The 14,405-nt window shown below is 22.5% G+C and carries 10 protein-coding genes and 1 pseudogene; all 11 read left to right on the top strand.

Going from position 1 to position 14,405, the window contains the following annotated elements:
* Positions 1-103: 103 nt before the first annotated feature.
* Entirely contained in the window at positions 104-277 is a 174-nt protein-coding gene (locus T523_RS09080; protein ID WP_156929617.1) for a hypothetical protein, read from the top strand.
* 8 nt (positions 278-285) lie between these two features.
* Positions 286-2,259 (top strand): AAA family ATPase, encoded by a 1,974-nt coding sequence (locus T523_RS08125; protein ID WP_042708479.1) that lies wholly within the window; start codon positions 286-288, stop codon positions 2,257-2,259.
* Positions 2,252-2,680 carry a hypothetical protein gene (locus T523_RS08120; RefSeq protein WP_042708478.1) on the top strand — a complete coding sequence of 143 codons (429 nt, stop codon included), beginning with the start codon at positions 2,252-2,254 and terminating at the stop codon, positions 2,678-2,680. Before T523_RS08125 ends, T523_RS08120 begins: the two co-directional genes overlap by 8 nt.
* Before the next feature lie 407 nt (positions 2,681-3,087).
* Positions 3,088-5,166 carry a DEAD/DEAH box helicase family protein gene (locus T523_RS08115; protein WP_052334702.1) on the top strand — a complete coding sequence of 693 codons (2,079 nt, stop codon included), beginning with the start codon at positions 3,088-3,090 and terminating at the stop codon, positions 5,164-5,166.
* On the top strand, positions 5,163-5,348 hold the full coding sequence (locus T523_RS08110) for a hypothetical protein (RefSeq protein ID WP_042708477.1): 186 nt from the start codon (positions 5,163-5,165) through the stop codon (positions 5,346-5,348). Before T523_RS08115 ends, T523_RS08110 begins: the two co-directional genes overlap by 4 nt.
* A gap of 10 nt (positions 5,349-5,358) precedes the next feature.
* Positions 5,359-7,314 (top strand): AAA family ATPase, encoded by a 1,956-nt coding sequence (locus T523_RS08105; protein WP_042708476.1) that lies wholly within the window; start codon positions 5,359-5,361, stop codon positions 7,312-7,314.
* A complete protein-coding gene (locus T523_RS08100; RefSeq protein ID WP_042708475.1) occupies positions 7,308-7,745 on the top strand; it encodes a hypothetical protein in 438 nt (145 codons plus the stop codon). Before T523_RS08105 ends, T523_RS08100 begins: the two co-directional genes overlap by 7 nt.
* 13 nt (positions 7,746-7,758) lie before the next feature.
* Positions 7,759-9,324, top strand: a complete 1,566-nt coding sequence (locus tag T523_RS08095) for a DUF7226 domain-containing protein (protein WP_156929616.1) — start codon at positions 7,759-7,761, stop codon at positions 9,322-9,324.
* Positions 9,325-9,483: 159 nt separating this feature from the next.
* Positions 9,484-10,791, top strand: coding sequence for a cobalamin-dependent protein (locus tag T523_RS08090; RefSeq protein WP_232229055.1), 1,308 nt, complete (start codon positions 9,484-9,486; stop codon positions 10,789-10,791).
* 398 nt (positions 10,792-11,189) lie between these two features.
* Positions 11,190-13,889 carry a DEAD/DEAH box helicase gene (locus T523_RS08085; RefSeq protein ID WP_042708472.1) on the top strand — a complete coding sequence of 900 codons (2,700 nt, stop codon included), beginning with the start codon at positions 11,190-11,192 and terminating at the stop codon, positions 13,887-13,889.
* Between the two features lie 397 nt (positions 13,890-14,286).
* A pseudogene (locus T523_RS09075) lies at positions 14,287-14,405 on the top strand (IS5-like element ISMefo1 family transposase); the annotation flags it as partial.

Here is a 14,405-nt window from a genome sequence, read left to right as displayed (position 1 = left end):
ATATTATGAAAAAATAAGTAAAAAGATATTTGAAATTTGATAACAATGCATCGAATTTGTGGTAAATGTTTAAAATTATTAAAAAATTATATATGTGATTAATATGACTTTGAAAATCAATAAAGATTTAATAGATTATATAAAAAGTTCTAATTATGATGAAAATATTAAAAATTTTTTAATTCAAGCATTAATGTTAGAATTTAAAAGAGAAAAAGAAAATTCTAGGAATTATACTGATAAATATGATGAAATAATTAATAATTATATTGATTAAGTGATACAATGATTTTAGATAAAGTTAATATTAAAAATTATCGTCAATATAGAAATGTTGAAATAGATTTTTCTAAAGAACCTAATAAAAATTTTACTATTATTCAAGGAAATAATGGAACAGGTAAAACTACATTATTAAATGCATTAAGTTGGTGTTTATATGGATCTGAAATCCATGATTATGGTGATGATGCTGCAATGAATATTTGTAATAATAAAACTAGTAATATTGCAGAAAATGGGGAAAATATTAAAGTTAGTGTTAAAATTCAATTTATTGATGATGATGAAAAAATTATTTTTCATAGAGTGAAATGTTTTAGGAAAACCAATAATAATTTAATTAATAATCCAAAATTAAACAAATTTGAGGTAATTACTCAAGATGAATCTGATTATAATGTAAAAGAAGATGATTTTTATACAATTGAACGTAAAATTCCTAAGGATATTGAGGATTATTTCTTTTTTGATGGTGCTCGTTTAAGTGAATATTTCCAAAATACTCAAAATAATCAAATTAAAAATGCAGTTTATAATTTATATCAATTAAATTTATTAGAAAATGTTAATAATAATTTAGATAAAGTAAAAGATGGTTATATTAAAAAAGAAAAAAAGATATCTCCTAAAGTTGGTAAAGTAAGCGAAAACATTAATCTTTTAGAAAAAAAATTAAATAAAACTAATGAAAAACTTCATGAATCTGAGAGTAAAAAAGAGGAAATTACAAAAGAAATTAAAAGTATTGATGAAAAATTAATTGATAAAAAATCTGCTGATTTGGAAAGGGATGTTGTAAGAAATAATAATTTAGATAAAAAAATTCGAAAAAATAATGAAAAATTATCTGAACTTAAAAATAATTATAAAAAATTTATTTTAACTAGTTATCCTTATATTTTATCATATAATTTCTTGACTAAGTTTTTAAAAATTGGTGAAGAAAATAGAGAAAAAGGTTATATTCCTCCTAAATTCAAAAAAAGTTTTATTGAAGACTTATTAAATGAAGGTATTTGTATTTGTGGTGCTGATTTAAAAGAAGGTTCTGAAAATAGAAGAATATTGGAAGAATTATTGAATAAAACTAACCCATTATCTAATAACGCTGAAGAAATTTCTATTGCTTTAGCTCAAATTAGAAATAATATAATGAAAAATATAAAAGACTTTAAGTTAACTTTAAAAGATTTTTATAAAAATATTAATGATATTGAAAATGAAAATGAAGAATTAATTGAAGAATATAAGGAAATTAGTGCTCGTTTAGATGCAAATCCTATTGAAGAAGTTAGGGAATTAAAGAAATCTAAAGATAATTTAGTTGAAGAAAAAGATAAGCTTATTAGTATTATTGAAAATTCAAAATCTAAAATTCAAAGATTAAATAAAAATTTAGCTAATGAAAGAAAATCATTAAATAGTGAAGAAAGACTTGAAAAAAAAATAAAAGTCTATAGAAATAAGATTAAGTTTTGTAAAAAATCAAGTGAAGCAGCTAATAACTTATATAAAGATTTAAAGGAGAAAATGAGATTAAAAGTTCAAAAACTTACTAAAGAAAAATTTATTAAATTACAATGGAAACAAGAATTTAAAGATATTAAAATAAATGAAAATTATGAATTATTTATTGTAAACAATTTAGGGGAATATGAAAGACCTGGAGATTTATCTGATGGTGAAAAATTATGTTTAGGTTTATGTTTTATGTCTGCTTTACATAATATATCTGGGTTTGATTTACCTATTATAATGGATACTCCATTAGGTGTTTTAGATGTTGATATGAAACATAATATTGCAAAATTTTTACCAGAATTTGTTGAAGGTAAACAAACAATTTTATTAGTAACAGGTACTGAATATAGTGATGATTTTAGAGATACATTAATTAATTTTATAGGTAAAGAATATAAAATTGAATGGGATAGTAATTCTGAAGGTAAAGAGTCTAAGGTGATTTTGAATGATTAATAATTCAAAAGAAAGGAGAATAACATTTGATGAAGATAGTTGGAAAATTCTTAATAATTTAACTTCAAATGATTTTTTCAGTGATTTATCACTTACTGAAATGTTTGCTCTTTGTTTAATATATGGTAAAAAACAAAAAATGAGAACTCCTTTAGATAAAGATAAAAAAGGTAGAATTCGTGAAGCTACAATTAATAATACGAATATTGTTTATTTAATGATGGCGATTGCTGTTGAAGAAACTGACAATATGGAAATAATTTTAGATAAAAATGAATATTTTAAAATTTCTGAAGAATATGCTAAAACAGGAGTTCTTTTCTTGCAACAAGATTTTCTTAATGTAAAAAAATCAAGTGATTTTTTAGATAATTTAAAAAATGAAGCATTAGAATTTTTTGATGAATATATTAATAATTAATTGTTATAACTATTATATTAATATATAAATTATTAATTAAATGTTAATCTATCTTTATTTTTTTTATTTATTTCTGTTTATTCTTTAAATTGATAATATTAAATCATATTTTTAATATTTTACTATTATGATCTTAACAATTATTTTTTTGATTTAATCATCATGAATTTTATTAAATTTTGGTTTTTATAAAAGGATCTTTTTTAAATTTTAAATTAAAACTTTTTTAAAAGGTTTTAAAATTTCTATATCTATTTCTTAATCTTATATTTTACTTTATTTAAATTTTAATAATTTAATTTTAAAATTAAGAACTTTTTAGTAAGATATATATTCTTTAACTAATAAAATTATTAATAATTGATATTTTCTTAATTTATTTAGTCTATTTTTATATGGGGGATAAAGTGTCATTTAAAGATATAGATTCAATTATAAAAAACACATATAATTCAGTAAATGAAGATATTGTTAAAAATTTTTATATTCCTGTATTATCTGAAGCTAAAAGATATGATCGTATTTCGGGTTATTTTGATTCTTCAAGTTTAGCAATTGCTGCTAGAGGTATGGGTGAATTTATAAAAAATGGTGGACATATGAGAATACTTTGCGGTACTCAATTATTCCCTCAAGATTTAGAAGTTATTAAAAATGCTTCAGATATTGAAAAAATTATTAGTGATAAATTTTTGGATGATTTATCAAATATTGAGGATGAATTAATTAATGATCATATTAAAGTTCTTGGATGGATGATAGCAAATAATATCCTTGAAATTAAAGTTGGAATTAATAAAAAAAATGGTAAATATATTGGTGGCGGAATATTACACTCAAAATCAGGGATTTTATGGGATAATTCAATAGAAAATTCTGAAAATCCTTTTGATCATTGTATTGTTTTTACTGGTTCTAATAATGAAACTGCTGCTGGATGGGTATCTAATATTGAATATTTTACTGTATTTAAAGGTTGGAAAAATTCTGAATTTATGTTAGATTGTATTAATGATTTTCCAAAATTTTGGAAAAATGAAAATGAAAATTTAGAAGTTATGGATATACCGAAAGCAGATAAACAAGCTTTGATTGAAAGAGCACCAAATAATATTTATGAAGTTAATCAAATTATAAAAAAATATTATAAGAAAAATATTTCTAAAGATAAACGTATTTTATTTGAACATCAAAAAAAAGCTATTAAAGCATGGTTTGATAATAATAAGAAAGGAATTTTAGAAATGGCAACTGGTACTGGAAAAACATTTACTGCCCTAAATTGTTTAAAAGAATTAAATGATAAAGAAGAAAATTTAATAACTGTTATAGCTTGTCCATATGCCCATCTTGTTGAACAATGGTATTCTGATCTTAAGAATTTTGATATTGCTAAAATTTATAAATGTTATGGTAGTGGTAATTATAATTGGAAAAAGGATTTATTTAAATTAATCCGTCGTGTTAGTAAAGGTAAAATTAAAAAAGCAATTATTTTAACTACTCATGATACTTTTTCTATGTCATTTTTTAAAGATAAAATTAAAAGTATTGATGGAAATTTATTTTTAATTGCTGATGAAATGCATCATCTTGGTGCAGAAAATTATTCAACAGGATTACTTGATAAATATAATTATAGATTAGGATTAAGTGCAACTCCTGAAAAATTTATGGATGAAAAAGCAACTGAATATTTAATGGAATATTTTGGTGGAATAATATTCCGTTTTGATTTAGAAGATGCATTAACTAATATTAATCCGAAGACAAATGAAACTTATTTAACACCATATTATTATTTTCCTGAAAAAATTAATTTAAATTCTAATGAATTAAAAAAATATAATAGTTTAACACAAGATATTGCAGCTATTTTTAATGATGATGATAAAAAAGAAAGTTTAGATTTATTACTAATAAAAAGAAAAGATATATTAAATAATGCAGAAGAGAAATATACTAAATTACGTAAAATTTTAAGAGAAAAAGATAATTGGGATCATTTAATTGTATTTTGTAGTCCACAACAAATAAATAATGTTTTAAAAATTTTAAAAGAAGAAAATGTTAATCCAGTACATAGATTTACTAGTAAAGAGAAAAATACTAAAGATAAAAAATTAGGTGGAATTTCTCAAAGAGAAGATCTTTTAAGGAAATTTGATAATGGTGAATACAAAGCATTAGTTGCTATTAAATGTTTGGATGAAGGTGTTGATGTACCTTCTGCAGATAAGGTTATTATCATGTCTAGTAGTAGAAATCCTATGGAATATATACAAAGAAGAGGAAGAGTACTAAGAAGATATCCGGGAAAATATATAGCAAGTATTTATGATATGATGATAATTCCAAATTCTAATGAAAATTTTCCAGATTCTATTATTAAAAAAGAGTTAGAACGATGTGAAGATTTTATTTTAGAATCAAGTAATAAAATGGAATCTAATAAAAAATTAGTAGATTGGGGTGTTTTAAATTGAGTAATGAAATTAATAAAGATATTTTATTAAAATTAAATGATGATGATACTATTGAAAATAATGTTAAGAAATTTATAATGGATGCATTAAAATTAGAATATAAATCTTCTATTGATAATAATAAAAATGGAACATTTAAAAGAAATTATTTAAAACTTATTGATAAATACATTGAGGAATAGGGGGAGTTATATGATTCTTAAATCTATTTGTTTAGAAAATTTTAGAACATATAAAGGTGAAGTCAAAATTGATATTGCCAATGATGAAAAAAAGATTACTATAATTCAAGGAAATAATGATGCAGGTAAAACAACCTTAATGAATGCTATTAATTGGTGTTTATATGGTTCTGAGAATTATAATAGTAAGCAAAAACGTTATAATTCTATTGTTTTTAAGGATGCTACTAATAATGATATTATTCCAGTTAAAGTAATTTTAAAAATGGAAGATTCAGATGGGAATGATGTAACAATTACCCGTATAGAAAAGTATATTAAACTTAATAATAATGAATGTGAAGAATATGAAAAAGATTTTAAGATAGTTACAAATGATGGTATAAATGATAATTTTATTAATATACCTAATGATTATATAAATACTTATTTACCAAAAACATTAAAAGACTATTTTTTATTTGATGGTGAGTTATTAACTCAATTTTTTAGTAAAGATAATGGAAATATCAAAAAGGATGTTTTTAGACTTTCACAATTAAATTTAATTGATAATGTTTGTAATCATATTTCTACTAGAAAACAAGAATTTATCAGTGAAAAAAAGAATAAAGAGCCAGAAATTGGTGATATTTTAGAGGGTATTGATGAACTTGAAAAACAATTAGAAAAGGATGAAACTAATTTAAATAATTCAATTAATGATAATAAAAAATATAAAGATAAATTATCTATATTAGAAAATAAATGGGAAAATATTGGTGATGATCCTTATAGATTATATGAAGAAATAAAGAATCTTGAATCTATTCAAAATAAATTTGAAAAAGAATATAATAATGAAAAAATCAATTATAAAAAATTTTTATTTAATAATTTTTCAAAAATTTTTAGTTTACCTATTTTAAAAGAAATTGATACTAAATGTCAAAAATTAAAAGAAGAAGGTTATATTCCAGCACAATATAAAAAAAGTTTTCTTGAATTCTTACTAGATAATAAAATGTGTATTTGTGGTCGTGAATTAAAAGAAGGTAGTGAAGAATATTCTAAAATTGAAGAACTTTTTGAAAAAACAGATGATATAACTGACATATCTGAATTAATTAATAAATTATTAGGTAAAGTAGAATCTTTAGAAAATAATTATCCAAAGAATTTTGATAAGATGGATAATGGATATGATGATAAATTAATGGATTTAGAAGATAAAATTGATGATATTAAAGATGAAATTAAGGAGAAAAAAGCTTTAATTGATTCTAATATTACTGAAGAAGAAATTTCAAAATTGAAAAATGAAATTAAATATAATAGAGATTTAATTTCTCGCACTGATCGTGAAATTGGTCGTTTAGAAGAATCTATTGAAAATGCTAAAAAAACATTATCAAAGCTCAATAAAGAATATGAATCTCAAAAAGTAAACATAGGTATTGTTGATGATCTTACTAACAAAATAGATTTTTGTAATAAAATTTATAATACTTCTAAGAAATTGTATGATGAATTAATTTTAGATATACATAATGAATTACAAAATTTAACAACTGAAGAATTTAATACATACCATTGGAAAAGTACTTATAAAAGTATTAATATAGATGATGATTTTAATGTAGAATTTATTAAGAATGATGGAACTCATGTACCTGCTACTGATCCATCTGCAGGTACCCAATTAACTTTAGCATTATCATTTATCACGGCTTTAAATAATTTAGCTGGTTTTGAATTACCAATTGTTATTGATACTCCATTAGGTCGTTTAGATAATGATATACGTAATAATTTAGGTAAATTTTTACCAAAATATACTAAAGACAAACAAGTTATTTTATTAGTAACTGAAAATGAATTTAGTGGTAACTTTAAAACTAATATTATACCTTATGTTGGTAAAAAATACAAATTAAATGTAATTAATGAGGGTATGATAGAATTTACTAAGGTGATAGAATGGTAACTATTAAACAACGTCTTACAATTAATATTAATAAAAAATACTATTCATTATATCAAGATATAATAGATAATACAGAATGGGGTAATAGAAATAATCTTAAATTATTTACAATCACTGTTCTAATTGGTAAATATATTGTTAATAAGTCTATGCCTATTACTAATAACTCACATCCTTATTTGAGAGTTCGTGATAATGATCAGAAAGAAGACATGACTATATTGAAATGTTTTGCAATATTGGAATCTGGAGATATTAATATTTTGAAAGATGAAGATAAGATGTTTACTATTTGTGAAAATTATACTACTGCAGGTATAATTGAATTAACAAAATGGTATAAATCTAATGAAGAAGATATTATTTTAAAATTATCTGATATTTTAGAAGATAAATTTAATAAAAACATTAAAGATTATTTTGATCAATAAAAAAGTTGATTATATGTTATTTGGTACTGAATTTATTACTAAAAAAGATAATTTATTTATTATTCAAAGAAGATTTAATGGTAATCTTATTACTTTTGGTTCTTTTGATTCGTTAGATGAAGCTATAAAAAAACGTGATGAATTAGATGATAATGGTTGGCCAGTTCCACTAAAAATTAATAAAAATATAATAGAAAAGAATATTGAAAAAAAAGATGATTCTCACTTTATTGTTTTTAGAGAAATTAATGGTAAAAAATTTACTTTCGGTCCTTATGATTCAATTAAAAAGGCAAGAATTGCTAAATCTAACTTAAAATCAACAGGTTGGGAAACTGATTTATATCATGCAGATACTAAGTATAGTAAATATATTACTAAAGAAAATAATAATAAATTTACTGTAAGACGTATAATTAATGGGAAATATGTTAAATTTGGTTCTTTTGATTCGTTAAATGATGCAATTGATTGTAGAGATAATCTAGTTTTAACTAATTGGGGAAAATATAATTTGAAACCTAAAGATTTTACAGGTAAATACATTACAAAAGTATCTAAAGGTTATCAAATATATAAACGTATAAATGGTGAACTTCATTATTTTGGTATGTATAATACATTAGATGAAACAATTAATGAAAGAAATAAATTAATAGAAAATAATTGGGAAATAAATGATTTTGAGGACGATGAAAATTACTGTCCTGAAAAGTATATTAATTATGATGGAAATTATTATATTATTGAAAGAGAAGTTTATAATAAGTTAAGAGTTTATGGTATTTTTAAAAACAAGGAAGCTGCATTAAAAGAAAGATATAGATTAATTAAAGAATATTGGAGAAGCCCTTATCGTATTAAAAGTAGAAAGTACCCTTATGGTGAAAATATTATCCCTTATGATTATTTATTCAATATTGAAATGGAAATTAATAATGAAATTATTGAAGAAGGACCATTTTATACATTTAATGATGTTGTAAAAAGATGTATTGAATTGGAATCTACATGTAAAGAAGAAATAAATAATATTAATAATTCTGATATAAATGAAAACTCAAATTTAGATATTAAATATTCTGATATAATAAATATATATGATAATGTTAATTTAATTCCAGAACCAGAAATACCATTTCCTCAAGCTGATGTTTTTGATGTTTTTGTAAACATTTGTATTGGTTTATATGAAAAGAAAGTTTTAACTAAAGGAGAAATTATGGAATTATTTGATATTAGGCCTAGGCAATATAATTTTTATATTTCTGCAGGTGAATATTTAGGTTTATTTAAAAAATTTTCTTTACAAATTACATTATCTAAAAAAGGGTTTGAAGTATTTTCATTAAATGAAAGAGATAGAAATCTTAAATTAGTTGAATTAATTCTAGAACATAAACCATACTATGAAGTATTTACTAAATATTTGGAAGATAAAAAAGTTCCAAGCTCTCAAGAAATTTTTAAAATATTGAAAAATATTAAAATTTATAATGTTAAATCTGATGTAACTTTGAAAAGAAGAGCAACATCTGTCCGATCATGGATTAATTGGATTATTAATTTATATGATTAATTTAATTAATCTTACCTATTTTTATATAATATTTTATTTTTATTAGTTTTTTGTTCATATTAATAATTTGATCAAAATATTAAATGTTTAAAATTAATGTAAAAATATTTAAATTATATGAACTAATATTTTAATATAAGTTTTTAGGTAGTTTTTATAATGTTTGAAGATTGGATTAATGATAATGTTAAGAATGTTTTATTAGTAGAACCTAATTTTCCTATTCCTACTAAAAGTAGAAATCATTCAAATTTTTTACCTATTGGTTTATTAAAAATTGCAGCTTATTTAAGAGAAAAAGGTATTAATATTAAATTAATCCGATATGAAGAAAAACCTAAGACTAAACAAGTAGGTTTAGATTTTAAAAAAGATAAAGAAAATAATAAAAATGATAATTTTCAACCTAATTTAATTTGTGTAACTTCTATTTTCACTTACTGGTCTAAGTATGTTAGAAATGCTGTTCAACATTTTAGAGATAAATATCCTGATGTTCCAATAATTGTTGGTGGAATTTATGCTTCATTAATGCCAAAACATTGCAAAGAATATACTGGTTGTGATGATGTAATTTTGGGAACTATTGATGGGGCTGAAAAAGTAATTCCAGCATATGATCTTGTTGATGTGGATTATCAAATTTTACATACAACAAGGGGTTGTATTCGTAAATGTGGATTTTGCGGTACCTACATTATTGAACCAAAATGGAAATGTAAAAAAAGTATTAAAGATGAAATTGTAAAGAAAAAATTAATTTTTTATGACAATAACCTTCTGGCTAATGAATATATCGATAATATATTGGATGAATTAATTGAACTTAAAAATAACCATAAAATTACTTATGTTGAATCTCAGTCTGGATTTGATGGCCGTATACTATTTAAACATCCGGAACTTGCTAGGAAGTTAAAAGATGCAGGTTTTAAAAATCCTAAAATAGCATGGGATTATAGTGTAGATCAAGCAGATTACATTAAAAATCAGATTGAAATTTTAGAATATGGTGGATTTAAAGCTAAAGAAATTGGCATTTTCATGATTTATAACTATGATTTAGATTATGAAGAAATGGAGAAAAAAAGAGTATATTGTGCTAAATGGGGAGTACAAGTATCTGATTGTCGTTATAGGCCTTTAAATCAGACATTTGATGAATATAGTCCAAGTAAACATAAAGGACAAACAATTAAAGATTACTGGATTAATCCAAATTGGACTGATTTTGAGGTTCGTAAATTTAGAAGAAATGTTAGAAGACATAATATTTGTATGAGACATGAGGTAGATTATCATTCTTCATTATTAGAAAGAAAAAAAATACCACAAGAAGAAGCTAAAGAATTAAGGACTATGAATTATGATGAAGTAAAAGATATTTTACCTGATGCATGGAATCCTTTTTTATTCCATCCTGCTGATGAAAAAGACTTTTATAGCATAAAAGATTTTAAAAAATAATTTTTCTGTTTATAGCTATATGTGTTTAATTAAAAAATTTAGAATAATTTTTATTTAAAAAATTTATAAAGATTATATTAAAAGTTTTAATTTTCTAACACAAATCTTTTTTATTTTTTTAAAATTTAATAAATAAGTTTATTTTTATTTAAATTTTTAAACTTTATATTTAATTTAAGTATTTTTTTAGCTATTTTCATTTTATTAAATAATTTTTCCATAAATTATACTATAAATATAAAAGTATATTAATCATATAATTATAATATAGTATATTTAATAATTATTTAACTTATTATTAAGTTTTAAATACTTATTAAGTATTTAAAAATATTTTAAATAGTAATCTTTTTTATTTACTATCTTATTTTATCTAAAAATTTATAATAATTGATATTATGACTGATGTATCTATTGATGATTTTAAGAATGATATTCGTTTCAAGAAAAAAATTGAATATATTGAAACAATACCTGCCCAAAAGGCTACTTATAAGAAGGTAGATAATCTCGATAAATCTATTGTCAAATATTTGGCATCTAAAAAAATCAGCTTATATAAACATCAAGCAGAAGCATATGAAACAGTAAAAGATAATAAGAATATTATTATAACAACACCTACTGCTAGTGGTAAAACATTATGTTTTAATTTACCAATACTTGAAACATTAATTAATGATGAAAATGCTACTGCATTGTATATTTATCCTGCTAAAGCTTTAGCAAATGATCAATTACAAATTTTAAAAGAATATGAAAAAGATTTAAATATTAATATTAATCCTGCTACTTATGATGGAGATACTCCACGTAGTAAAAAGTATGGTATACGTAATAAATCAAGAATAGTACTTACAAATCCATATCAATTGCATCATATTCTTGCATGGCATCATCAATGGGAGAAATTTTATTCTAATCTTAAATATATTGTAATTGATGAATCACATTATTATAAAGGTATATTTGGATCTAATGTAGCTCTTTTAATACGTCGTCTTAAAAGAATTGTAAAACATTATGGATCTAATCCACAATTTATATTATCATCTGCTACTCTTGCAAATCCTCTTGAACTTGCAAATAGATTAACTGGTGAAGACTTTAAATTAATATCACAAGATGGTTCACCAAGTGGTGAAAAGGATTTTATATTATATAATCCATTTAAAAATTATAAACCTAGAAAAGGAAAAAGAGATAATGCTCCAAATATACACCAAGAGACAGAATTTATATTTATATATCTTCTTTTAAAAAATATACAAACATTATGTTTTACAGTTTCACGTAAAATGGCTGAACTTATTGCATTATGGGCAAGAAGAGATATGGAGAATTATAAGAAAAAATTAGTTCATAGGATTAAAGCATATCGTGCAGGTTATCGGGCTAAAGAAAGACGTGAAATTGAAGAAGGTCTTAAAGAAAGAAGATATTTAGGAGTAACTACTACTAATGCATTAGAACTTGGTATTAATATTGGTACACTTGATGCTGTTATAATTTCAGGTTATCCTGGAACTATGGTTAGTGTATGGCAACAAGGTGGTAGATGTGGTCGTAGTGGTAATAAATCTCTTGTTATTCTAGTTGCTTTTGAAAACCAATTAGATCAATATTTCATGAAAAATCCAGAGTTCTTCTTTGAAAAACCTCATGAAAATGCTATTATTGATTTAAAAAATGATATCTTATTAAAATCACATATTCAATGTGCTGCTAATGAATTAAGATTAAGTCGTGATGAGATTCATGATTTCTCACCAGAACTTACAAATCAAGAAATAGCATTTATATTTAAAGATTTACTTAGAAATAAAGAATTAGCACAGAATATTGCAGGTGAATATTATTATCCAGGACATGATAGTCCATCATTTAAACATTCTCTTGATCAGTTATCTAAAGATGTATTTAGAATAATGTGTGGTAGCAAAACTATTGAAACAATGGAACTTGCACAAGTATATTCTGAAGCATATGAAGGAGCAGTATTAATACATCAAAGTGAAACTTATGTTGTAACTAATATTAACTTTAAAACTAAGATTGTTAATGTTGTAAAACAAGAAGTTGGATATCATACACGTGTTTTAAAAGAAACTGATATTAGTATTATTAAAAAACTTAAAAGAGTTAAAATATCTAATTTCACAGTTAATTTTGGTATTATAGAAGTAAGAGAAGACTTTAATAAATATAATAAAGTACATTACTCTAAAATAATAGGTCAATATAAACTAAACTTACCTCCTTTAAGATTTAAAACTAAAGGGTTATGGTTTACTATTGATGAAAAGATTAAAGATGAAGTTGAAGATAAATTTGAAGGTAAAGATATCTTTGCTGGAGGTCTTCATGGTGCAGAACATGCTTTAATTGGTTTATTCCCACTTCATACTATGTGTGATAGATTTGATATTGGTGGTTTATCTACAAATATACATCCAGATACACAAGAACCAACAATATTTATTTATGATGCATATGAAGGTGGTATTGGTATTACTGAAAAAGCTATTGATGTATTCTATGATCTTGTAAAATCAACAATGAATCTACTTGATACTTGTGAATGTGAAGAAGGTTGTCCAAAATGTATCTATTCACCTAAATGTGGTAATGATAATAAACCATTAAATAAAGATGCAACTAAGTATATCTTACATTGGATGTATGATAAATTATCTGATAATCCTAATGATATTACAGTTTATGATAATACTAAAGAAGAATCTCTAATACCTAGAAAAGTTCGAAAGATTTCTAAAATAAAACCTAAATCTACTAAATCTAAAGGACATAAAAAACCTAAAAAGATTAAAGTTAAAAAAGATTCTAAAACTGTTGAAGATAAATATGTTGAAGCATTAGATTACTGTGATGATGGTAATTATGGTTATGCTAAAGATCTTCTTGTTGAAATAATTAATAATGATAAAAATTATTCAAATGCATGGTATATGCTAGGTAATATTTTAAATATTCAAGGAGATAAGCAAGGTGCAATAAGTTTTCTTAAAAAAGCCATTTCAATTAATCCAGCACATGAAGATGCAAATGATTTATACTTAGAATTAACTAGTAAATGATTCATAAGTTAATAATCATAATTATCTTATATTTTTAACTACTTAAGCTCTTTATACAAATTAATTAATATTTATTAACCTTTAAATAATATTACTTTTTTTATTTTTTATAGTACAATATCTTAATTATATCTAAACAAAATTTAAGCCTATATTAAAGACATATAGAAAAATATTTAAATATTGAAGTTTAAATTATCGATTGTATAAGTATATTAGGGGCCTGAATTTTTGACTTGTTTTTGAGCCCTCATTTTTCTTATTTTTATATTTTTAATTATTGTATATTCTTGTTTTGTAATAATACAATTGTAAAATTAGTAATTTAATAAAAAAAGGTCGTTTAAACCAATAAATTTAAATAATAAGTGCAACAAATATATATTTGACGATTAAAATGTTGCATAACTTAAATTTTGATAAAAACGACCCAAATTATATTATGTTGGACAAAATATTTAAAATTATTGGTTCTAGAAAATCAAAACAAATATTTTCATCTAATGGTTTTAAAAA

The sequence above is a fragment of the Methanobrevibacter wolinii SH genome, from assembly GCF_000621965.1.
In the GTDB taxonomy this organism is placed as follows: Archaea; Methanobacteriota; Methanobacteria; order Methanobacteriales; family Methanobacteriaceae; genus Methanarmilla; species Methanarmilla wolinii.
The sequence above is the reverse complement of the archived record's forward strand: the minus strand, read 5'-3'. Positions and strand labels throughout refer to the sequence as shown.

What these genes read in the sequence shown, in the direction of transcription:
- T523_RS08100 (WP_042708475.1), top strand. Translation starts at nt 7,308, where the DNA reads ATGGTAACTATTAAACAACGTCTTACAATTAATATTAATAAAAAATAC.
- T523_RS09080 (WP_156929617.1), top strand. Translation starts at nt 104, where the DNA reads ATGACTTTGAAAATCAATAAAGATTTAATAGATTATATAAAAAGTTCT.
- T523_RS08085 (WP_042708472.1), top strand. Translation starts at nt 11,190, where the DNA reads ATGACTGATGTATCTATTGATGATTTTAAGAATGATATTCGTTTCAAG.
- T523_RS08125 (WP_042708479.1), top strand. Translation starts at nt 286, where the DNA reads ATGATTTTAGATAAAGTTAATATTAAAAATTATCGTCAATATAGAAAT.
- T523_RS08105 (WP_042708476.1), top strand. Translation starts at nt 5,359, where the DNA reads ATGATTCTTAAATCTATTTGTTTAGAAAATTTTAGAACATATAAAGGT.
- T523_RS08090 (WP_232229055.1), top strand. Translation starts at nt 9,484, where the DNA reads ATGTTTGAAGATTGGATTAATGATAATGTTAAGAATGTTTTATTAGTA.
- T523_RS08120 (WP_042708478.1), top strand. Translation starts at nt 2,252, where the DNA reads ATGATTAATAATTCAAAAGAAAGGAGAATAACATTTGATGAAGATAGT.
- T523_RS08095 (WP_156929616.1), top strand. Translation starts at nt 7,759, where the DNA reads ATGTTATTTGGTACTGAATTTATTACTAAAAAAGATAATTTATTTATT.